23 protein-coding genes are annotated in these 22,831 nt (G+C 41.5%); 9 read left to right on the forward strand and 14 right to left on the reverse strand.

Annotated elements, in window-relative coordinates:
- Positions 1-65 precede the first annotated feature (65 nt).
- Both I6L24_RS13905 and I6L24_RS13910 read right to left on the reverse strand, forming a co-directional pair.
- Positions 66-431, reverse strand: a complete 366-nt coding sequence (locus I6L24_RS13905) for a NirD/YgiW/YdeI family stress tolerance protein (protein WP_004645581.1) — start codon at positions 429-431, stop codon at positions 66-68.
- A gap of 93 nt (positions 432-524) precedes the next feature.
- Positions 525-2,282 carry a GspE/PulE family protein gene (locus I6L24_RS13910; protein ID WP_216986212.1) on the reverse strand — a complete coding sequence of 586 codons (1,758 nt, stop codon included), beginning with the start codon at positions 2,280-2,282 and terminating at the stop codon, positions 525-527.
- A gap of 209 nt (positions 2,283-2,491) precedes the next feature.
- On the opposite strand from I6L24_RS13910, the gene I6L24_RS13915 reads away from it, so the two are divergent.
- Both I6L24_RS13915 and I6L24_RS13920 read left to right on the forward strand, forming a co-directional pair.
- The gene (locus I6L24_RS13915) at positions 2,492-3,745 is read left to right on the forward strand and encodes an MgtC/SapB family protein (RefSeq protein ID WP_216986213.1); all 1,254 of its coding nucleotides are present in this window, start codon (positions 2,492-2,494) and stop codon (positions 3,743-3,745) included.
- A gap of 129 nt (positions 3,746-3,874) precedes the next feature.
- A complete protein-coding gene (locus I6L24_RS13920) occupies positions 3,875-4,915 on the forward strand; it encodes a hypothetical protein (protein ID WP_216986214.1) in 1,041 nt (346 codons plus the stop codon).
- 58 nt (positions 4,916-4,973) lie between these two features.
- On the opposite strand, the gene tsaA is transcribed toward I6L24_RS13920, so the two are convergent.
- Positions 4,974-5,693 (reverse strand): tRNA (N6-threonylcarbamoyladenosine(37)-N6)-methyltransferase TrmO, encoded by a 720-nt coding sequence (tsaA, locus tag I6L24_RS13925; RefSeq protein ID WP_216986215.1) that lies wholly within the window; start codon positions 5,691-5,693, stop codon positions 4,974-4,976.
- Between the two features lie 105 nt (positions 5,694-5,798).
- Here tsaA and I6L24_RS13930 point away from each other — a divergent pair, with 105 nt between their 5' ends.
- A complete protein-coding gene (locus I6L24_RS13930) occupies positions 5,799-6,578 on the forward strand; it encodes a ferredoxin--NADP reductase (RefSeq protein WP_004279005.1) in 780 nt (259 codons plus the stop codon).
- Between the two features lie 64 nt (positions 6,579-6,642).
- Here the strand turns inward: I6L24_RS13930 and I6L24_RS13935 are convergent, their stop codons facing one another.
- The 3 genes from I6L24_RS13935 to I6L24_RS13945 all read right to left on the reverse strand — a co-directional run bounded on the left by I6L24_RS13935 (position 6,643) and on the right by I6L24_RS13945 (position 7,890).
- Complete coding sequence (locus I6L24_RS13935) at positions 6,643-6,825, reverse strand: YgdI/YgdR family lipoprotein (RefSeq protein WP_005106483.1); 183 nt, start codon at positions 6,823-6,825, stop codon at positions 6,643-6,645.
- Between the two features lie 18 nt (positions 6,826-6,843).
- Positions 6,844-7,095, reverse strand: coding sequence for a hypothetical protein (locus I6L24_RS13940; protein WP_129716483.1), 252 nt, complete (start codon positions 7,093-7,095; stop codon positions 6,844-6,846).
- A 171-nt stretch (positions 7,096-7,266) separates the two neighbouring features.
- Positions 7,267-7,890, reverse strand: coding sequence for a cation transporter (locus I6L24_RS13945; protein WP_216986216.1), 624 nt, complete (start codon positions 7,888-7,890; stop codon positions 7,267-7,269).
- 86 nt (positions 7,891-7,976) lie between these two features.
- Here I6L24_RS13945 and I6L24_RS13950 point away from each other — a divergent pair, with 86 nt between their 5' ends.
- The 3 genes from I6L24_RS13950 to I6L24_RS13960 all read left to right on the forward strand — a co-directional run bounded on the left by I6L24_RS13950 (position 7,977) and on the right by I6L24_RS13960 (position 10,186).
- On the forward strand, positions 7,977-8,387 hold the full coding sequence (locus I6L24_RS13950) for a Cd(II)/Pb(II)-responsive transcriptional regulator (RefSeq protein ID WP_216986217.1): 411 nt from the start codon (positions 7,977-7,979) through the stop codon (positions 8,385-8,387).
- 132 nt (positions 8,388-8,519) lie between these two features.
- Positions 8,520-9,929: a prephenate-dependent tRNA uridine(34) hydroxylase TrhP gene (gene trhP, locus I6L24_RS13955; RefSeq protein WP_216986218.1), complete on the forward strand. Its 1,410-nt coding sequence runs from the start codon at positions 8,520-8,522 to the stop codon at positions 9,927-9,929.
- A 2-nt stretch (positions 9,930-9,931) separates the two neighbouring features.
- Positions 9,932-10,186 carry a YfhL family 4Fe-4S dicluster ferredoxin gene (locus I6L24_RS13960; protein ID WP_004645588.1) on the forward strand — a complete coding sequence of 85 codons (255 nt, stop codon included), beginning with the start codon at positions 9,932-9,934 and terminating at the stop codon, positions 10,184-10,186.
- A gap of 250 nt (positions 10,187-10,436) precedes the next feature.
- Here the strand turns inward: I6L24_RS13960 and ahpF are convergent, their stop codons facing one another.
- From ahpF to I6L24_RS13995, 7 genes are all read right to left on the reverse strand, one after another.
- Entirely contained in the window at positions 10,437-12,002 is a 1,566-nt protein-coding gene (ahpF, locus tag I6L24_RS13965) for an alkyl hydroperoxide reductase subunit F (protein ID WP_216986219.1), read from the reverse strand.
- Between the two features lie 245 nt (positions 12,003-12,247).
- On the reverse strand, positions 12,248-13,165 hold the full coding sequence (locus tag I6L24_RS13970; RefSeq protein ID WP_216986220.1) for a hypothetical protein: 918 nt from the start codon (positions 13,163-13,165) through the stop codon (positions 12,248-12,250).
- Between the two features lie 37 nt (positions 13,166-13,202).
- A complete protein-coding gene (locus tag I6L24_RS13975) occupies positions 13,203-14,336 on the reverse strand; it encodes a toxic anion resistance protein (RefSeq protein ID WP_129716469.1) in 1,134 nt (377 codons plus the stop codon).
- A 16-nt stretch (positions 14,337-14,352) separates the two neighbouring features.
- Positions 14,353-15,144, reverse strand: coding sequence for a hypothetical protein (locus tag I6L24_RS13980; RefSeq protein ID WP_004645592.1), 792 nt, complete (start codon positions 15,142-15,144; stop codon positions 14,353-14,355).
- A gap of 341 nt (positions 15,145-15,485) precedes the next feature.
- The gene (gene rnk / locus I6L24_RS13985; protein WP_216986221.1) at positions 15,486-15,890 is read right to left on the reverse strand and encodes a nucleoside diphosphate kinase regulator; all 405 of its coding nucleotides are present in this window, start codon (positions 15,888-15,890) and stop codon (positions 15,486-15,488) included.
- Positions 15,891-16,395: 505 nt separating this feature from the next.
- A complete protein-coding gene (gene glyA / locus I6L24_RS13990) occupies positions 16,396-17,646 on the reverse strand; it encodes a serine hydroxymethyltransferase (protein WP_005103619.1) in 1,251 nt (416 codons plus the stop codon).
- 154 nt (positions 17,647-17,800) lie between these two features.
- Entirely contained in the window at positions 17,801-19,042 is a 1,242-nt protein-coding gene (locus I6L24_RS13995) for an alpha/beta hydrolase family protein (protein ID WP_216986222.1), read from the reverse strand.
- A 331-nt stretch (positions 19,043-19,373) separates the two neighbouring features.
- On the opposite strand from I6L24_RS13995, the gene I6L24_RS14000 reads away from it, so the two are divergent.
- From I6L24_RS14000 to I6L24_RS14010, 3 genes are all read left to right on the forward strand, one after another.
- Positions 19,374-20,072, forward strand: a complete 699-nt coding sequence (locus tag I6L24_RS14000) for a DUF3820 family protein (protein ID WP_004645595.1) — start codon at positions 19,374-19,376, stop codon at positions 20,070-20,072.
- A gap of 101 nt (positions 20,073-20,173) precedes the next feature.
- Positions 20,174-20,839, forward strand: a complete 666-nt coding sequence (locus tag I6L24_RS14005) for a hypothetical protein (protein WP_044112094.1) — start codon at positions 20,174-20,176, stop codon at positions 20,837-20,839.
- Positions 20,840-21,040: 201 nt separating this feature from the next.
- The gene (locus tag I6L24_RS14010; RefSeq protein ID WP_148334540.1) at positions 21,041-21,391 is read left to right on the forward strand and encodes a hypothetical protein; all 351 of its coding nucleotides are present in this window, start codon (positions 21,041-21,043) and stop codon (positions 21,389-21,391) included.
- Between the two features lie 252 nt (positions 21,392-21,643).
- Here I6L24_RS14010 and I6L24_RS14015 read toward each other — a convergent pair whose 3' ends face one another.
- Positions 21,644-21,862, reverse strand: coding sequence for a hypothetical protein (locus I6L24_RS14015; protein ID WP_148334542.1), 219 nt, complete (start codon positions 21,860-21,862; stop codon positions 21,644-21,646).
- Positions 21,863-22,831: the final 969 nt, after the last annotated feature.

Genomic DNA, 22,831 nt, shown 5'->3' on the forward strand with positions numbered 1-22,831 from the left:
TTTTGGTAACTTGCATGTGGTTTTTTGTCGCTGTGTTCAAATTGATTTCAGCAAATCAGGCGATATTAGAAACGAACCTGATCAACCTCAATTTCAACACGTTTTGCCGGTTTATAATCAATGTCGATTTCACCTGTGATGATTACCGGTGTTTTGGCTGAAATCGGTTTGCCTTGCCAAAGTTCGTCATCAATCTCAACCGTAATGGTGCCTGTACTGTCGCGGAACTGGTATTTTTCATCACCGACTGCTTTCACGACATAACCTTTGAGCTGAACTTTGCTGTCATCTTTCATGGCCAGTGCCTGTTTGACTGTAGTCGATTTAGCAAAAGCGGCCTGATTCACAGCCGTGTCACTACTTGCTATCGTAGCTGTCGCGATAGAACCCATCAATGCAGCTGCCAAAACCGTATTTATCATCATTTTCATCGCAGTTACCTCTTTAAAGTCTTGCCTTGTTTCGATGATGCTATTAAAACAGCCGAAGATGAATTGAATCTTAAGATTGCTTCATTTTCAAAATTAATTTAAGGGCACAACTCTCAGGACTTCTTCAAGCGTGGTCACACCTTCCAGAATCTTGCGTGCCCCGGAAATTCTGAGCGGCTCTACGCCTTCTTTTTTAGCCTGCTGACGCAGCTGGTTCAGGTTGGCATCGGCACCAATCAGCTGTTTGGTGGTCAGACTCAATGGCATAAACTCATAAATCCCGATACGGCCTTTATAGCCGGTATGCCGGCATTCTTCGCAGCCCACCGCCTTAAAGACAAATTCCGGTCGCGGCAAAGGATAATCGGCTGCCAGATGCTGCCATTCCTGTTCATTCAGGAAGCTTTCCTGCTTGCAATGCGGGCAGAGTTTACGCACCAGACGTTGAGCCAGAACACCCAAGATGGTTGCTGCTGTCAAAAATGGCTGTACGCCCAGATCATGCAGACGGGTCAGACTCGACGGCGCATCATTGGTATGTAAAGTTGAGAGAACCAGATGACCAGTCAATGCGGCCTGAATCGCCATATTGGCAGTATCCTGATCACGAATTTCCCCGACCATGATAATGTCCGGGTCCTGACGCATCAATGCACGCACGCCGTCAGCAAAACCAAGATCGATACCATTATTGACCTGCATCTGGTTAAAGCTGGGTTCCAGCATCTCGATCGGGTCTTCAATGGTACAGACGTTGACCTGTTCAGTCGCCAGCTGTTTCAAGGTTGAATAAAGCGTAGTAGTTTTACCGGAACCAGTTGGCCCTGTGACTAGAATAATGCCATGACTATGACTGGTCAGATTGTTCCAGTCATTGAGTAAATGACCTTCAAACCCGAGTTGCTGAAAACTTCTCACCAGCACTTCCGGATCGAAAATACGCATTACCAGTTTTTCACCAAATGCCGTCGGCAAGGTCGATAAACGGAGTTCAGTTTCCTGTCCTTTCGGCGTCCGGGTTTTCAGGCGGCCATCCTGTGGCTTACGTTTTTCCGCCACGTTCATTCGGCCCAGAATCTTGATTCGGGAAATGACGGCGGTCAATGTATTGGCCGGCATATTGTAAATCGTATGCAGCACCCCATCAATCCGGAAACGGATCTTGCCGGTGTCTTTACGTGGTTCCATGTGAATATCACTGGCACCTTGTTCAAAGGCAAATTGCAGCACCCAGTCCACCAGTTTGACAATATGCTGATCATTGGCATCCGGATTCTGTGAATCACCCAATTGCAGCAAGGCTTCGACGCCCTTATTTTCCCGGTCATAGGCAGAGGATTTTTGTGAACCACTGACTGCACGACTGACCTGATAATATTCAGTAATATAACGTTGTAATTGTTCTGGATTCAGTAATACCCGTTGTATTTTTTTCGGGGAAATATTTTGCTCGAGATTCGACACCCATTCGGTTTTATAAGGCTGATCCGTGGCGATCAGAACTTTGTCTGCCTGAATTTCTACTGCCAAAATATGGTTGCGCAGTGCATATTCCTGCGACATGACATGGGTCAATGCCTGTACATCAGCTTTGAGCGGATCAATGATATAGAACATCAATCCGGTTTTTTCTGCCAGCCACTGACATAAACGGTTCAGAGTCAGTGTTGTTTGAGGATGGGACTGATCGACCAGATTAAAATTAGCAATCCACTGTAAAGGGTGCCATTTTAGGTGTTCACGTTGCCGATGAGTGGTTTGTACCAGCATCCGGTCGCGTTCACTGATTTTACCGTCTTTAAAGAGTTGGTCTAGACACCATGCCGTATCAATTTCAAAGTCAAATTTCATTATTATCAGTCCCCAAACTTGCCTCCACTATAACAAGTTTTTACAGTTTTTCGCATGCTCCCCACCTGTTGAATGTACGTTTCTATTTCAATCTCAAAAAGAAAGTAAATAATGGATTTGATCGTTACTGCAACATTTTTAATCTATGCAAACTCTATCTCGTCGCATATATTTTTAAATAATCAACTCTTAGCTTGCTGAGGTCACAGATGGATTTGACTGCGGTTCCCCTGCATGCGCATTCTTTTCATGAACTGCTCACGATACTCACCTCGGCATTGGGCTGCGGCCTATTGATTGGGCTGGAGCGGGAACGGCATAAGCAACGTGAGCAGCAACCGAGTTTTGCCGGCTTACGTTCCTTTGCGATCTGTGCTTTATTGGGCGCACTGTGTTTCCTGTTTGGAATCGTGATTGCTGTAATAGGTGCTTTGATCGTGGGTGGCATGGTCATTTTATCCATAAAAAATCAGCCTGATGACCCAGGCATTACCACAGAGCTTGCATTTGTGATGACCTATTTTATTGGCGCCATGTGTTTATGGAATATTCCACTGGCAGCCGGTCTTTCTGTGCTCTTAACCGGTATTTTGATGGCCAAACATACCATGCACAATATTGCCGGAAAATGGATCAAAGAAGCCGAGTTCAGGGATGGACTGTTATTACTGGCCTTGATTTTGATTGGTTTACCGCTGACCCCTGACCGGCCTTTTTGGGGCGAAGTGCTTAACCCTTATCTTATTTTAAAATTACTGACCTTAATTTTAGTGGTACAAGCTCTGGCGCATATTGCAAAACGCTTTTTTTCGACTAAAAATGCCCTGATGCTGTCCTCCATCGCTTCCGGTTTTGTTTCCAGTACAGCCACCATCGCTCAGTTAGGTTTACAGGTCCGTAAAGGTGAAATGGATGCACGATCGAATGCCGGCGCTGCACTGATGTCCTGTATCTCGACCATTGTTTTATTATTGATAGTGGTTGGAGGTGTATCGTGGAGCTGGTTGAAACTCCTGCTCTTGCCATCTTTAGTTGCCGTAATCCTTCTGGCAGCATGTGCGTTTTTATTATTGCGCAAGGCAAAACCTGCTCCGAGCATGGAATCATCAGACAGCCAGATGTTCAGCTTAAAAGAAGCCGTGATTATTGCAGTGACTTTAACACTCATTCAGGCTGGAGTTTACGGACTGGAGGTCTGGCTCGGGGATGCCGGCTTACTGGCCGGGACCTTGCTTGCCTCTCTGTTCGAAATTCATGCCGCGATGGCCAGTGTCGTCGTTCAAGGCGATCCCTCCAATCTCCGTTTGATTTACGCCCTGCTTTTAGGTCTAGGTGCTCATGCCCTGGCCAAGTCAGCCAATGCCGCTTTGACCGGTGGCTGGAAGTTTGTCCTTTATTTTGCGCCTGTACAGATTTTGCATATGGCTGTTTTGATCGGGCTGTTGTGGTGGATGATTTTTTGATTATTAAGTATATTTAAATATTTAATTTTTATATATTTTGCAATTTAATTTTGACATTTATTCGCTATAATTTACCGGCTTTAATTTTAAGAAATACTTTCATTAATATAATTTTTTATAGGGGTTTTTATGAAACTTAAGAATTTATCACTCGCAATTTTTAGTGCATTCATGTTAAGTGCGTGTGGTGGGAGTTCATCTTCTGATTCAAATAGCAATAACTCTGGAACAGGAACAGGAACAGGAACAGGAACAGGAAATACGACAACAAATGATTCTGAATGGTCTGCCTATTCTCCCTCATATTTTGTTGACTCTGATTATTTATTCGACAAACTCACATTTACGAGCAAAGGGGATACACAATATGTCCGTGTAGACTATTTAAGCAGCCTAAAAGATATGGAAAATCTTGATATAAATGAACTGTATATTTTTGGCGATTACTTAACTAATGAAGGTCTCTACGAATTAGAGTTAAATAAAGATCCTAAATTAGGCTATAAAATTGGATCACTTCTAAAAAATTCGGTGAGTGAGAAAACTTATATTCCATCCTCTAAAATTGGACATACAGGCCTTCAATTAACTGAAAAATATGAGTTAGTCGACCTATCTGGAAAACCATTGGCTGAATACATAGATACTCATCTGTATCTAGTCTCGTCTGAACCTAAGCTGAATAATTATGGTGATTTCGGACCACTCTATCTTTCAAAACTTAAAGGCAAAACATTTCCAAATGGCTCAAAATGCTTAAGAGGATTAAGTTTATCTTCGAGCAAAGACTTCATTATTATGTATCAAAATCCATACGATACTTATGATAGTTTCCAGGACATATTCTCTGAGGGTTATAAAACTATAAACTTAGGTGGATATAACACTTTCATTTCAAATTCAATTTATCCAAATGAATATATCAGTGCCCTTGTGCAAGTCGATAATAAATATCGCTATGGCGAGTATAATAAATCAGGTACCTATTATTCTTTAAGCAAAGAAATTGAAATTGAAACACAAATTTTAAAAGAACTTAAGTCTGATAAATTCACAGATGCAGAGGAAATTTTAGAACAAGAGTTATATATTCAATCTTTACAAAAAGAATGTACTGTTTTTAACTCTACTGCTAGTCAAGAAATTGATAAATATCGTAAATTTAAGTAAATGTATGGCTAGAGATAAGCGTATAAAAGATACGCTTATCTTATCTTGGTTTTTTCAATCACAATTCAATATATTCTATTTCTAATATATAAACAGATAACTCTCTTACCAAAAACCTCACCTCCATGCCCGCAAACTTCATCCCATATACCCGTTCTTCATCTTCCTGATACGCTGGCCTTGGATCTAGAGATAAGACAGCTTCCAGTTCCTGAATAGTCTGCACAGAAATTTTTCCATTTCCTAGTAATTGTTGCTTTTGCTGCTCCGCTTCATCGCTCCAGATGACGGTTTTACGTGGTGGTTCATCCTGTGCATAACCGCTTTGTGCTTCAATGATGGCATCCGAATATTGAATATAAGGTTTGATATCCATAATTGGCGTGCCATCGAGCAAGTCACTCCCTGTCACATACACTCGAACATGTTTGCCCACTTTTCTCACTTCTTTGAGTTTGACCACAGATAAACCAATCGGTGATGGACGATACATGCTGCGCGTAGCAAACACGCCTATTTTCTTGTTACCACCCAAACGCGGCGGACGCACTTGTGGACGAAACTGGCTGTTGTGCTGGTTTTTATTGTCATGAAATTGCCAGACCAGCCACAAATGACTGAATTCTTCAATTCCCTCAAAGGCGAGCAGGTCATTATAGGGCCCGACCATTTCAATATAGCTTTCGACCTGAACCAGATTCGGCTGACGAGGAATACCAAATTTTTCTTTATAGGGAGAACGCATATAACCAATAATCGGCAGCGTCAGTTCAGTCATCATCACTTTTTTTGATAAGCTCAATTAAATATATTCAGTTTATCGAGAATGAATTTAGATTAGAATAGCAAGCTGTTCTAATTTGATAATTTATTGAGACCTTTAATGGCTGCTTTTAACGTCGAAAAGATTACTCACGTCCACCACTGGAATGATACTTTATTCTCTTTTAAAACGACTCGTGACACTGCTTTGCGTTTTAAAAACGGTCAGTTTGTAATGATCGGCCTTGAAGTCAATGGCAAGCCGTTAATGCGCGCATATTCAATTGCAAGCGCCAACTACGAAGAAGAGTTAGAATTTTTCTCAATTAAAGTGCCTGATGGTCCACTGACTTCGATTTTACAGAAAGTAAAAGTCGGCGATGACATTTTGGTTTCTAAAAAGCCAACAGGTACATTGGTACTGGATGACTTGAACCCAGGTAAGAATTTGTACCTTCTTTCTTCTGGTACTGGTCTTGCACCGTTCCTGTCGACTATTCGCGATCCTGAAACTTACGAGCGTTTTGAAAAGATTATCGTAGTTCACGGTACCCGTTTCATTTCAGAACTGGCTTATCAAGATTTGATCCTGAATGAAGTGCCAAATCATGAATTCTTCTCTGAACTCGGCGCGAAAGAAAAATTGGTATATTACCCAACCGTAACCCGTGAAGAATATCCAAATCAAGGTCGTGTAACCACCGCCATTGAAACTGGTGAACTGTTCGAAAAAATCGGTCTGCCACGTTTCAACCCGGAAACTGACCGTGCCATGCTATGTGGTAGCCCTGCATTCCTAGATGATGTTGCTGCGCTTCTTGACCAACACGGTCTGAAAGAATCTCCAAAAATGGGCGTTCTGGGTGACTACGTGATTGAACGTGCATTCGTAGAAAAATAAGATTTTCTAAAATAAAAAACCGGACTTAAAAGTCCGGTTTTTTATTGGAACAATCACTAAAAAATTAACGATCGCGACCTTCTTGGTTTGCAGAGCCTGAACAGCCTGCGCCACCTGCAATGATGAAACCCGTTTGCGCTTTACATGAACCAATCATACGGCCATGAGAGTCAAATGTAGTCACGGACGATGCGCAGCCCGTCAATATAATAGTCGCTACGAGTGCAATAAGTGCTGATAATTTCATGATATTCCCCTTTATTATTTACGGTTTTAAATTAATCTGATTTTGGCTTGGTGGCGTTGGTAATAGGCCTGTAGCAGCATTTGGCGTATTGTAATTCACACCCAAGGCATCGCCTGAACCACTACAATGTGCGCTCGCGATTGAAAGTAGGCCACGCGTCGCCATACATGAACCGATGATTTTTCCTGTTGCATCATAAGTCACGACTTTGGAACTACAAGCGGCTAAACCAGATATTGCCAATATTGAAAAAATTTTAATTAAATTCACATTAACCCTCGCACGATGCAAAAAACTAAATTATTAAAATTTATGTATATTTTCTGAATTTCGCCAGAGATTCTAATTTAATTTGTTTATTTGTAAAGCTTTATTTTTCAAATATTATAAAAATGGAAATAAATAAAAAGCTGCCCTGCAGGACAGCTTTAAATATAAAAATTAGCTGGATTTATGTTTAAGTGATCTTTCTTCCAGAGACTGCTTAATCACTTGATAACCTGATGTGATGCCGAGTGTAGCGATAATTACAGCCACAATAATATCCGGCCAAAGACTGCCTGTACCAAATACGCCTACGGCTGCCAAAATGACCGCAAAGTTGCCAATTGCATCATTGCGACTACAGAGCCAGACCGACCGCATATTGGAGTCACCCTCACGAAAAGCATAAAGAATGGCGGCTGTAAATACATTCGCGACTAAGGCCAGAACACCAATCAGACCCATAGTTAGCGCTTCAGGCGGTATACCTTGTATAAAAGCGTAGATGACTTTTCCAATCACCACCAAGCCAAATACAGCCATGGTCAAGCCTTTAATCAGGGCAACTGTTGCGCGCCAATACAGGCTTGCCCCTAATACAGCCAGTGAAATCCCATAATTTACTGCATCTCCAAAGAAATCTAGCGCGTCTGCCCACAAGGCCGATGAATGTGCATATGCACCACCGATCAGCTCCACTACAAATAAAGTGAAGTTCACCAGCAAGGCAATCCATAGCGCTGTTCTAAATTTGCTGTTGGGCTTGATGGGTGCCGGTTCAGGACTACAACTACAGGCCATATCATTCCCCCGATGATTTTTTATCTAAAATACGATAAATTGATTAGAAACTATGGACTAACTCCAAGGTCAAGCAGGAGGGCGATATGTCAGTTTATTTGATTTCAGAAATGGCTAAAAAAACTGGTCTAAGCACTGATACCCTACGTTTTTATGAGAAAAAAGGCTTTATTCAGCCGAATTTTCGAGCAAGTAATCAGTATCGTTATTATGGTGAAGACGCATTAAAAAGACTGCTTTTTATTAAGCGTTGTCGTGCCTTGGACATGTCGTTAAAAGAGATTGAAACCCTGATTCAACTTGAACAAAATCCGGAGCAAGACTGCTGTGCCGTCAACCAATTGATTGATCAGCATCTTTCGGATATTTCAAATAAAATTAAAGAATTACAAATATTTGAACAGCAACTGATTACACTGAGAGAAAGTTGCAATACCCCGACCACGATTGATCATTGCCAGATTTTAAAAACGCTTGAAAACCCTGAAAATGACTGAATATTGAAGAAATTTTATGGACGCTTCCTACTTAAAATAAAACTTTGTTTTACCTCAAAATGGCGTATTTCCGAGTGATTTACTAGGTTGAATCCAAATTCCAGATGATTAGAATAAAACCGTACTTTTTATATGTCTTTCGATTTGATCATGAGCATTACCACTGTTACCGAACTTCTCTCACCTGCTGGCTCACTGAAAAATATGCGCTATGCCTTTGCTTATGGTGCAGATGCAGTCTATGCCGGTCAGCCGCGTTATAGCTTGCGGGTTCGGAATAATGAATTTGACCATGACAATCTCGCCATTGGCATTAAAGAAGCACATGAACTCGGCAAAAAGTTCTATGTGGTGGTCAATATCCAGCCGCATAACTCCAAGCTGAAAAATTTTATTCGTGATTTAGCGCCTGTAGTGGCGATGCAGCCGGATGCGCTGATCATGTCCGATCCAGGTCTGATCATGCTGGTGCGTGAACATTTTCCAAAGATGGATATTCACCTGTCGGTTCAGGCCAATGCCGTGAACTGGGCAACCGTGAAATTCTGGAAAAACATGGGGCTGACCCGTGTCATTCTGTCACGTGAACTGTCGATTGAAGAAATTGCAGAAATCAAACAGCAAGTGCCCGATATGGAGATTGAGGTCTTTGTTCATGGCGCATTATGTATGGCCTACTCTGGCCGCTGCATGTTGTCCGGTTATATGAATAAACGTGATGCCAATCAGGGTGCCTGCACCAATGCCTGCCGCTGGGAATATAAAGTTCTGGATGCCAAGGAAGATGAAACCGGTGATGTCATTCCAGTAAAAAATCTGGATTCAGGCTGCTGCTCTAAAGATGCTGATGAACAGCACATGCAAGAACAACATCAGTTTGATGAGCCTGTGCTATTGCAGCGGAATGATGAAGATATGTTTGCCGCAGAAGAAGATGAACACGGCACTTATTTCATGAATTCTAAAGATCTACGTGCAGTCCAGCATATAGAGCGCTTAACTAAAGTGGGTGTGCATTCACTGAAAATCGAAGGCCGTACCAAGTCTTATTTCTATTGCGCCCGTACTGCTCAAATTTACCGTAAAGCGATTGATGATGCGCTTGCGGGTAAACCTTTTGATCCGTCACTGATGACACAATTGGAAGGCTTAGCGAATCGTGGTTATACCGAAGGTTTTCTACGCCGCCATGTGCATAGTGAATATCAGAATTATGAACATGGTTCTTCCAGTTTTGATCATCAAATTTTCTGCGGTGAAGTACTGGAGCGCAATGGAGATTACATCAAGATCGATGTGAAAAACCGTTTTATCGTCGGTGACTCACTCGAACTGATGACGACTAAAGGCAATATCACTTTCAATTTAACCGAAATGAAAGACAAAAAAGGTAATCTGATCGAAGACGCCAAAGGTTCAGGTCATATCGTTGAGATTCCAGTTCCGGCAGATGTTGATATGCAATATGCCCTGCTGATTCGTAATCTGCCAAGCTCGACTATGGATATTTCGGCATCTTCACTGGCTTATCAAGCGAGTTAAATATGGCACTACTAATTACCGACAAATGCATCAATTGCGATATGTGTTTACCGGAATGCCCAAATGACGCGATTTATGAGGGTGCGAAAGTTTATGAAATTGATGTGAACCGTTGTACAGAATGCGTCGGTTTTTATGAGCATCAGACCTGTGTAGATGTCTGTCCGATTGAATGCATTGTTCCACATCCGGAGTATCGGGAAACACAAGAACAATTACTGGAAAAATTTAAGGGTTTGAACTTATTTAAATCTTAAAAATGAAGCGATGGAATAAACATTGCTTTATATAAAAACAACCTTGGGGAAAGTATAAAAATAAGGGTTGAAAACAAAAACTGTGCAGAGGAAAGGAACAGCTGAAAGTGCGTGGGGACACTTTTGGCTGTTCCAATAATAAATATAAAAAAAGGAACTCGGGTGTTAGCGTCCTGAGTTCCTATAAAGCGATAATAATGTATTTATAAGATATAGCACCTCGGTTTTGGGGAACCCAGGTGCTATTTTTTTATTGTCCTGAACGGATGATGTAATCAAAAGCAGACAGTGACGCCTTGGCACCTTCACCGGTCGCAATGATGATCTGCTTGTAAGGCACTGTGGTACAGTCACCTGCTGCAAATACACCTTTCACATTGGTTTCGTTGCGGTCGTTAATCACAATCTCGCCACGGTTGGTCAGCTCAACTTGGGTTTCTTTCAGGAAGTCCGTATTTGGCAACAAACCGATTTGCACGAAGATCCCCGCCAGCTCAACCACATGCTCTTCATCCGTAGCACGGTCTTTATACTTCAGACCAGTCACCTGTGCACCGTCACCCAGCACTTCAGTCGACAAGGCATTCTTGATCACGGTAGTGTTTGGCAAGCTGTTGAGTTTGTCTTGCAACACCTGATCCGCACGCAATTTGGTATCAAATTCGACCAGCGTGACATGCTCAACAATCCCTGCAAGGTCAATCGCTGCTTCTACACCCGAGTTACCACCACCAATCACGGCTACACGCTTGCCTTTGAATAGTGGACCATCACAGTGCGGGCAGTAGGCTACCCCACGGGTTTTGTATTCCTGCTCACCTGGAACGTTCATCTCTCTCCAGCGTGCACCTGTAGATAGGATCACAGTTTTAGATTCCAGTTTGGCACCATTCTCTAAAGTCACTTCTACCAGACCATTGGCCGTTTCATCAGCACCTTTGATGTCAGATACACGTTGCAGGTTCATGATGTCGACACCATATTCACGCACATGGGCTTCCATCTCGGCTGCAAACTTCGGACCTTGGGTCTTCTGGATAGAGGTGTAGTTTTCAATATCCATGGTGTCCATGACCTGACCACCCATACGTTCAGCCACGATCCCGGTTTTGATGCCTTTACGTGCCGCATAGATGGCTGAAGTATTGCCTGCAGGTCCACCACCAATCACCAGGACATCAAAGGCGTCTTTGGCATTCAGCTTTTCAGCATCTTTGGCAGCGGCATTGCTATCCAGCTTGGCAATGATTTCTTCCAGCGTCATACGACCCTGACCGATGTGCTGGTTGTCCTGGAATACCATCGGAACCGCCATGATCTTGCGTTCTTCGACTTCATCCTGGAAGAAGGCACCATCAATCATGGTGGCTGTAGTACCCGGATTGTAGATCGCAATCAGGTTCAGTGCCTGAACCACATCCGGACAGTTATGGCAGCTTAACGATACGAACACGTCAAAGTTAGATTGAACCCCCAGACTCTTGATATTCGCCAGTACTTCATCTGAAACTTTCGGTGCATAACCGGAAGTTTGCAGCAATGCCAGGATCAGCGAAGTGAACTCATGGCCCATTGGCAAGCCTGCAAAGAACACGCGTGGCTGTTCACCGGCCTTGGCAATACCAAAACTTGGCGCACGTGCATTAGTGCCATCAAAACGGGCAGTGACCAGGTCAGACAGTGCAGCCACTTCGGAAACCAGTTCCTGAATTTTGGCTGATTTATCAGAATCATCTAAAGTCGCGACCAGTTCAATCGGGCCTTCCAAACGTTCTAATAGGGTTTTAAGTTGAGCTGAAGTATTTTGGTCTAACATTGCTAACGTCTCCAAAGGAGTAAATGTTTATTTGATAACAGGATATTAAATGAATTGAATAAATAGGTAAAACAGTTTGTTTTTATTCTATTGATCGATATTTTAGATTATAAATCGAATCATAGATTTTATGCTGCCTTGTTTTTATTTTTGGGCTGTGTTGAGCAAGTTGAATAGTTTGACTTAAAAATAGCACTGAAATTCCATTAAAAAAAATGCTCCCTATTCAGGAGCATTTTGGGAAATTAATGAATCCGCTGTTCAATACGCAGGGAACGACCCTTGATTGAGTTGGCCAAGAAAAATAAGATTAGGCTAAATAGTGCCGATAAAATAGCAACACCAATAATGACCAGATTCGTGATCTGACTTAACTGATCCGCCTGTTGCACCTGTGTATTTACACTCTTGGCGACTGGTGTCATGGCTTGACCATAGACCTGTTGCTGCATGGTCCAGATTTGTTCAGGCTTGAAACCATATTGTTCAAATTTAGGATCCTGTTTTTCTGCTTCAACCAAGTTTAAAACATAAGGTTTTGCGGCAGATAAATCCTGCGGCTTATGCAGCAATGCCGTTTGCGCCAATAAATAAGATTTCACCGGTGCTGCAATCTCTGAATCGGCCAGATAACGGGCAATTTCACTGTCATTGATATTGCTGTCGTAATACACCACTTGCTGATAAGCATCATCACGATCATTACGTAGATCATGCTGCCAGTAAGTCAATCCTGACCAGATCACGATAAAAGCAATCAGCCAGCCAACAAATTTCAGCACAAAAGACTGAAAGCGCACATAAAAGAAACGCAACTTTTTCAGTAAGCCAATCACAAAAAATGCGCCGATAAAAGAGGCGAAAATTTTAATAATCAGCCAGCCAAACCAGCTCAGCAAACTAAAAAAATAATCTGGACTATCACCAATGCTGGCCAGTGTGGCATCTACACTGACCGGTAAATGCAACTGCTGTACTTGAGTACTCAGGCCAAAAAAACCATAGACCAGTTCCTGCTGGAAAAACAGGCTCATCATTGAGGCTATAAATACGGTGGAGGTGGTCAAACCCAATAGCATCAAATTGCGTTGACGTTTCTTGAGTGCAACTACCCCCTGCTTGATGTCCTGAGGCTTAACGGCGTATTCATCTAAGGGCGGCAATCTCTACTCCTTCTTATAGATTTTAGCCCTACCTGATTTAGTTGGGCTTGGATCCACTGGTACTTGATTCAATTACCAAATGATTCAGATTATCCTGTAAAGCTTTTAAACGCACGGTCGCTTCTGTACGTTTTTGTACACCTTCTTTCTGGATCTGAATCACATCATTTACAGTTTTAATGAGGGTATTTTGCACATGTTCAAGCGTTTCGATGTCAATCACCGAGCGCTGGTTGGCTTTAGCCGTATCGACCGAGTTCTGATGTAACAGGTCTGCATTACGGCGCAGCAGCTCATTAGTGGCATCATCAATGGTATTGGCCAGCTGTACACTGTTCTTCTGTTCGCTTAACGAAATCGCCAGACTGATCTGGTTTTTCCACGCCGGTAAAGTAATGTTTTTGATCGCATAGAACTTGTCGACTAGCATCAGGTTATTCGATTGGATAATCCGGATCATTGGCAAGGTCTGCATCGCAGATTGCTGCAGGACCTGTAAATCACTGACCCGTTTTTCCAGATTATTGGCCAGATGGTTCAGGTCATAAATTTTCTGGGTGGTGCTCTGATCTTGCGGCAAGGCAGTTAAAGCGGAAATTTCCTGCTGCAGCTCCTGTTCGCGTAAACGGCCTGCAGCGATATGCACCCCGAGCTGTTTATATTCATCCTGTACCCCGTCAAACATTTTATCCAGGGTATCAACACGTGCTTTCAAACCGGATTGCGAGGTTTCAATCTCTTTCACCAGCACATCTAGCTGCTCTTTAGTGGTATTGAAATGTGCATCAAAGTTATCTTTCGCACCTTTGAATTTGCTGATGATATTGCCAAAAAAACCCGAGCTTTTCTTTTTATTGAGAATACTGCTGGTATTCAGCTGCTGAGCCACCTGTACCACCTGATTCAGCTTTTGTCCTGTCGCATCCAGATCTCTATTTTGCACCAGATTCAGTAATTCATCGGTATAGGTCGAAGTTTTGGTCGCAATATTTTTACCATATTCAGCCACGCTGTTATGACTCATGTTCTGCAACTCTTTACGTGCAGCCAGCACCTCCTGAAAGTCAGCAGGCTGCAAGCCCAGTTCTTTCAGGTCCATTTGCTGGAATTTTTGTTCGACCAGTTCATTCGAGCTTTCAACAGGTAAATTTACTAAATCAGACTTGGTCATAGTTCACCTTATATTGTTATGTTTTCGAGGGTTTCTCGAGGGATTTTTTTAACGTTTTAATCAGACTCTCACGGCTATTATCAAGTTTTTCCAGATCACTTGTCGAGTGTTTCGTCTGGCTTTGTTTGACATGATATTGCCAAGCCGGAATCAAGACCTGCTGTGCTTCCTTAAAGCGATCCAGCAAACTAAAGGAAAGCTGCTGCGAAAGCTGCATCTGGGTAATGGCAATGTCATTACTGCTTTGCAAAGTACGTAGGGTATTGATTTTTTTAGAGAGGCGTTCTGAAAAATTATCCAGTGGATGCTGGTTTTTGACGAATAGCGGATATTCCGACAGAAACTCATCTGCTGCGACAATGTGCTTAGCCATCTGTTCGCGCAAACCCAAAAGCTGCTGAAAACGCGACTGCGATTTCTGAATTTCAATCTGTAATTTACGGCTTAGGTGGTCGGCCTGATCCAGCAAACGGTCCAGTCGTTGATAATATTCCACCTGACTTGAGCCATAATCCAGATCGATGCCCAGCCATTTCTGTAGAGCATTAAATTTACGTTTTTTCAGATATTTTTTAGATTCTGCCAAGGCATGAATCAATTGCTCAATGGTCTGGCTTAACTGTTGGGTCAAGTGCGGATCTACACCATTCAGTAGAACGGACTGTGCCTGAATCAGAGCATCTGCATAATGATTCAGCCCATATTGATTATCCAGTACAGGCACAAGCTCATTACGCTTAATCGCCAGAATTTCCTCACGATCAAGCATCATGTCAGTCAAGGCAGGTAGAGCTTCAAAGCGCGACATGGTTGAGGCGATATCCTTTAAAAAAGTGAAACAAAGAAATTTTGAACATCTTCGAATGTAGCAAAAAAACAGACCGCGTTGTGTATATTTATCCAGAAATTCGTTACATCACTTTAACTAAATCCATGTTTTAACTTTATTTTAATTATGATTTTGGCAATACGATTCAATTGCAGAGATAAATGACTACGTAGCATTTTGAGAATTATTTAACTTTAAGCATTTAGAACTTTAAAATTTATTTAATCTGATCTAAACGCTTACAACATCAGGTTTTACTTAAAATCCATATACAAAAAAAGCCATATTGCTATGGCTTTCAAGGATGATCCAACGCTGGCTTAGAGATAATCCCCTTCGCTCTCCGGCTGAAACAGCACTTTTTCGATGGTCACTTTCATGGTATTACCATCTGGTTGTGGCCATTCAATGGTTTGACCTTCCGCTAAGCCCAAAATGGCGGCGCCTATCGGTGCGATCACATTGACCTGCCCCTTTTCACCCTTAAACTCATGCGGGTAAACCAGTGTCACCTCAACCGGCTCTGGTGAAGGTGCAATCGTCAACAGTACACGGGAATGCATGGTCACGATATTGCTTGCGATTTCTTTTGGCTCAACTACTTCGGCACGTGCCAGTTCATCCTCTAAGCGAATCATGGTTTCACTCAGCTTGCTCTGGTTCTCCAGCATCGTTTCCAGACGCTGTAAATCCTGCTCAGATAAAATAATGTTGGGTTTAGTCATCCTTATTACCTTGTTTAATGCATAAATGAAAAATTAATCAATCAACCGCCAGCAGCATTTTTAAATACAGGATTTACCCATCTTCAAATGATACCGATCCATATAACGTCTAAATAAAAAGAATGATGTCATTCACAGCGCTTATATCAGCACCACCTTACAGTAACATGGGATTCACTCAAGCGCTTCATCTACCATGATCTTCAGCTCAATAACCTATTATTTTTAAAGTGTCAGGTTCTGAAAATAATTCCTGTAAATAATTTCAAGCAAAGCATGCAACGAATGCATTCATTCTTTTAAAGCATTTAAAAATACAAATAGTTGATAAAAGACTTTAAGCCAGATTGAGAAAAACTCAATATGATTTTATTGATGACTCAATCTCTTACGGCATGGAAATTGATCTATATAAGCCCGATCAAGTCTAAACATCTTTTACATCGTTATTTTTACAGCTATAAAAAAAGCTCCCGGTTGGGAGCTCCTTTCCGTTTATAAGCGATTATGCATAAACTGGGAATTTAGCACATACCGCTGCAACTTTCTCTTTCACCGCGTTGATAACAGCTTCATCGCCTTTAGCATCTAGGATGTCAGCGATCCAGCCTGCAAGTTCACGCACTTCAGCTTCGCCAAAACCGCGAGTTGTTACTGCAGGTGTACCGATACGGATACCTGAAGTGACGAACGGAGAGCGTGGATCGTTTGGTACAGAGTTTTTGTTCACAGTAATGTGAGCAGCACCTAACCAAGCGTCAGCTTCTTTACCTGTGATGTCTTGTTTGATTAAAGACAACAAGAACAAGTGGTTTTCAGTACCACCAGAAACTACGTCATAACCACGAGCGATTAATACTTCAGCCATTGCTTTCGCATTCACAACTACTTGTTGCTGATAAGCTTTGTATTCAGGTGCCATTGCTTCTTTGAAGCAGATTGCTTTCGCAGCAATCGCGTGAACCAAAGGACCACCCTGGTTGCCTGGGAATACAGCCGATTGAAGTTTCTTCTCGATTTCTTCGTTTGCTTTCGCAAGGATCAGACCTGAACGTGGACCACGAAGTGTTTTGTGAGTCGTAGTCGTAGTAACGTCAGCGATTTGCACCGGGCTTGGGTAAACGCCAGCGGCAACCAGACCTGCAACGTGAGCCATATCAACAAATAGGTAAGCGCCAACTTTGTCCGCGATGTCACGGAAACGCTGCCAGTCAACGATTTGGCTGTATGCAGAGAAACCAGCAACGATCATGCGTGGCTTGTGCTCAAGCGCCAAACGCTCAACTTCTTCGTAATCGATCTCGCCAGTTTCAGGGTTTAAACCGTACTGAATCGCGTTATATGTTTTACCAGAGAAGCTTACTTTTGCACCGTGAGTCAAGTGACCACCGTGAGCAAGGCTCATACCCAGAACTGTATCGCCCGGGTTAAGAAGCGCTAAGTAAACTGCTGAGTTTGCTTGTGAACCAGCATGTGGCTGAACGTTAGCATAATCAGCACCAAAGAGTTCTTTAGCACGGTCAATCGCCAATTGTTCGATAACGTCTACATACTCGCAACCGCCATAGTAGCGTTTACCTGGGTAGCCTTCCGCATATTTGTTAGTAAGTTTTGAACCTTGAGCTTCCATAACTGCTGGTGAGCAGTAGTTTTCAGAAGCGATTAGCTCAATATGAGCTTCTTGGCGAGCATCTTCATTCGAGATTGCTTGAGCTAATTCTGGATCAAATTCAGCGATAGAGATATTGGCAAACATTAGCGAGGTCCTATTGATTTAGGGCTTTTAAGCCGTGCTAAGATTGGCGCGTATTGTAGCATGAAGTTTTAAATTTTCGATCATGAACTTTATTCAGTTTGCAATAAAAATGGCTCATGTCTAAAAAAACATGAGCCATTCAGATAAAAATAAGTTATTGAATTGGCATTAGAGATTTTACATCTGAAATAATATTAGGAATATTCAGTGCATAGACGCTACCATGATCCCATTTAGTCGCATTTGACTCATCCGTAATATAATGTACTGAAGTTTGTTTCTGATTGGCGAGTGCAACTAAAACATCTGTTGCTGCTTTGGGAACGGTACTATCTGCTGAACCCTGATAAATAATCACTGGCGTAGAAACTTTAACAAGTAAAGGCTGAGAATCTTTTTCCAAGAAGCTCTTTACGACTGGAATATTCATAAAGTTAGTTTGAGTACGCGGATATCCTTCTAAAGTTCCTTTATTTTGAGCATACTGTCCCATTGCAGCACCAAATTTATTACCCAGTACATCATAGCAATCAGTTTCCGCATTCTTGGCGATCTGGTCAGTCGGTGTTTTAAAAATCTGGCTATATTGCAGATTTGGGTTTGGATTACGTAAACCGGCAGTAATCAATGCCGTGAACGTATCTAAAGACGCCAAAGTTTCAATCTTTTTACCCAGATCGGTTTCTTGTCCAGCTTGCGCCTCACCACCTGACAAAATCAGGCTAAAATTAGAAGCAGGTGCTAGAGCCACTGTCCCCTTATAAGTCATTTGAGCAGCTCGTGCTGCATATTGTGCAGCACCTAAAGCTGCCTGTCCCCCTTGAGAATGCCCAACAGCCATCCATTGACTAGATGCATCTGTCCCTAAATAATCTTTTGCAGCGACAACGGCATCGGTAATCGAATAGGCTTCACTCTTGAGATTCAGGAAAGGATGGAGCTCTTTTCCACCAGGCTCACCTAAACCTTCATAATCGGGTGCAACGACCACATATCCCGCTTGAAGAAATCCAGCAATCATATTCCTGATAAAAGGATTCAGTGCATTTCGACTTGGTGCACATTGGTCAGCAACGCCAGTCGTGCCATGAGCCCATGCGACGATCGGCCATCCCTTTGCTGGTGGTGTTCCCTCAGGGGTGAACACCAATGCAGTCGCTTGTGTTTCTTTACCATTAATCCCTAACATCTTATAAGTCATGATCACACTTTCGTCAGCGATCCCGGCGAAATCCGTTTCAGTATAGGCCATCGGGGTTGCCACCACCGGATTGTCTATATCATTTACAGGAAGAGCGGGTTTGGACTCATAAAAACGATCATTATCGCTATCATTACAAGCAGTTAAAGCCACGCTTAAAGCGAGCAGCGTACCAGTCAATACTTGACGTTTCATCGATCTTATCCTTATCTTATTTATTATCATCTCTAATGAGTTTTTCTGGTTTTATCTTTAACAAACGATAAAACCACATGTAATTTCCCAATTTATCTAAACAATATCAAGAAAAGAATGCGTTATTTTTTCTATTAAATTCGCGTCAGTTTATATTTATTATGAAATCATCAAACTTAAAACTAGAAAATTTCCCCTTTTCAGAACTATACAAATAGTCGTCATACGTTAAAAAGCCTGCAATTAATACAGAAATAAAGCAATTCAATTGTCAGTTGCAAAATAATAATGTTAGATTTTACTCTCCTCTCTTTTCAGGCACATTTCCGACATGCAGGCCATTATTCTTGATACCGAAACGCATACTTTAAATGGTCAACCCATCGAAATTGCTTATGCGCCTGTAGAAATTGTAGAGCATAAAATCAGTCTGGATAAAAGCCGCCTGTTTGATCAGCTTTATTCATGTGACGAAGCCATTTCTTTTGCTGCCATGGCCGTGCATCATATTCTGGAATCGGATCTGGAAGGTCAGCCGCATTACAGTACCTTTCGCCTGCCTGATGAAACCGTCTACATGATCGGCCATAATATTGATTATGACGTCCGTGCCATCGAAAAATGTGGTGTAGATACTTCAAAAATCAAGGCGATTTGTACACTGGCTTTAGCACGTCGGGTCTGGCCAGATGCAGAAGCACACAATATTTCTGCACTGATTTATATGATCACCAAAGGCAGCGAAAGAGCGCGTGAAATGATTCGTAAAGCGCATCGTGCCGATATGGATATTATTTTAACTGCCAATATTTTGATGCATATTGTGCATCATTTAAAAATCAACAGTATGCAGGAATTATTCGATGCTTCTGAAGATGCGCGAATTCCACGTACGATTAATTTTGGTAAACATCGCGGCACCGCTATTGCAGAACTACCTGCTGACTATGTGCAATGGTTACTGCGTCAGGATGAACTCGATCCTTATTTACGCAAGGCACTTGAAAATACGGCGATCACGACATTATAGGTTTTATTAAAATAAACCTCTGTATTTTAATAAATACTTCATATTAATGTAATTTTCACAGATTATGCTCTAGCTGAATTTAAGCAACCATCTATTCAGCTATGATGCATTTTTATAAAACTCAACGTGGGATCGAGGTGCTACAGGATCGCTCCATCCCACTGACCGCACGCCAACGCCGCTTATTGGTTCTGATCGGCAGCCAGGATTTCAACTTATTAAATGATGGCTTAAAACAACAGCTTGCTCCTGCCGAACTCTTAGATCAGCTTTATGCCATGGATTTAATTATTCCAGCTGAAACGGGCGAGGTAGCCATCAGTCAAAAGCAGGCTGATGCAAGAACAGATACAAAAGTTGACCTGGCACACTCCGAGATTCACCGATCGTTGGACTCATCGATAGCAGCAGCTTCTGCGACAAAAGAACTCCATCCTGAGATGGAATCCATTAAAGTAGCGCAGGACATTCCATCTGCTGAAACGGATTCAAGCCATGCAAAAAAGCTGCCTGAACTGCAACCTATGTCTTTTGAAGACCTTAAATATATGATGATGGAAAGCTTACAAAAATATTGTGGCTTGATGGCCAAGCAGCAAATTCATCAGATTTTACAGGCGCCGGATACGCGCAGTTTAAAACTGTGCCAAATGCAATGGATTACGTCCCTTCAGGAAAGCCGTATTGCTCCCCAAGAATTGAATCACATTCTGAAGCAGATCAATTTTGCTTTAGATCAATTACAGCAAAATAAAGCTGAAGACTAATAAGATCTTAGTCTTTAAAACTCTTAAATGAGCAAGTTTAACAATAAGCTAGCTTTGATTGTTTAAGATAACCGATTGATTATTTGAAATATTTATATTCAAGCGAAATTTAAAGCTCGGAATATCCGACTTAAGCGTGATAGAAAAAATAATTACAATCCCGCCATATAGTGAGCATAGACATCCGGTAGGATCATGTATATGTCACATTATTTAGAATTCGATGCGTTCGATAATCCCATGCAACTGAGTAAAGTTGGCAACTGGGTGATCACCTTTTTAAGTCCGGTTGAAGAACTGCAATTTGTACAACTGGCGATTACCTATGTGCTTCCCCGCCAGATCAGTGACAGCTTGCAACCGCGCCGTATATTGATTCAAAAAAGTCCCATTGAGCATCATTGGCTGATTCAGGCCATTGAATGTTTTGATAGCACGACTCGTCAGGAAATTTCTTTAAGCCCTGAGCATACAACCGCACAGCAAACTTTAGCGCAGATTCTAAAAGATTTTGAAAAATATGATGTGAATGTGCAGCTTAAACAGATTTAAATATTTGCTCACTCCAGCGAGCTTTTTTATTGTTATGGGATATTTCTTCGGCCAATTAAAGCCCATTATCACGTTGTCTTCTCTTAGAGATTGAATCAGCTTCTGATTATAGCTGCATACATTAGTATCCAAGCTGGCAAATACCAGAGTATAAAAAACTCACCTAAATGGTGAGTTTTTTAACTGCTGAATCGGTGATTTCGGATAAATAAGTTCAATTTTTTTCTACCTATCTGAAGTTCACTGATTAAATTATTCGACAACGCGATAAATATTTGAAGATTTTTGGCTTTCAAATAATAGCTCAATACTCGGCAGAATCGTTTCACCATCCACCACAATATGTTCAATTTTTTTGACCAACTCAGCTGCATGATGAGTGCTGTGCTCTGCAAAGGAACGCAGCATCGCTTTCGCTTCAGTCACTTGGCTAAATTGATCTTTCACCTTGATATCAATCATCTTTGACATTTTTCCTTCCTCTCTCATCATCCAATTTGCAGTTTTTTATACCATAATTAGCCAAGCGATTAATCTTCAAGATGTTAGCGAATTTGGCAATGTAAACTTTTTTATCTGGATGGATTATAAGAAAAAGAATATTAAACTGAATGAATTGCGCAGACATTAAAAAAGCTCGCATTTCTGCGAGCTCTGTGTTGGATGGCTAGTGCTAGATTTATTGTCTGGTGATAAACATCAAACTCAACTAACTGTCATTGATCCGTCCAACTTATCGGTAGCGTCTTATTGGTTTTACGACCTACCATGAGTTCAATATAGCAGTATTTTTTTAACCGACAATACTCTTTTACACTTCTAAAAGAAGACTTATACAAGATTTCAATTGTCATTTTTTTAAAGCAGATTAAAATATTTCTGGCTTGTATTACGAAGAATTCTACATTCATATCATCTTTATTTAATTCATTGATTTCTAGAAAAATATCTTATTAAACTTACGATTTCCGATTGAATAGCCCGCTCAATACTTTCTTTCCTAACCTCTAATAAGCGCTTCAAAATTTAAACTCGAATATGATTTTTTATGAAAAAATACTTCCGGAAAAGGACGCAATATTCAAAGAAACTGCTGTCATAGAATCTATATGACTAATTTTAAAATGATTATTTTTCAAAAAATGGCGAAAATTCAATCTCCCCATTAAGGTCAATTAACCGTATTTTTGTCTGAGTACTTCATCATTTACATGGGAAAATCAAAATTATTCATTTGATTTTCTGGACGTTAAATACCCTATTTTTATTTGCAGCATAGTTAAATATTCAGAACCTTACTCAGCTTTTCAAATCCACCCTATTTACAGCCAAGCAATCTATAAATTCTAAATTTGATCGAAATAAAAACTCCCATTTAATGGAAATTTAATTTTATATCAACCTTAAACATTGAATATAAATGCAATACAATGCTCATAA

It is taken from the genome of Acinetobacter lwoffii, from assembly GCF_019048525.1.
Lineage (GTDB): Bacteria > Pseudomonadota > Gammaproteobacteria > Pseudomonadales > Moraxellaceae > Acinetobacter > Acinetobacter lwoffii_K.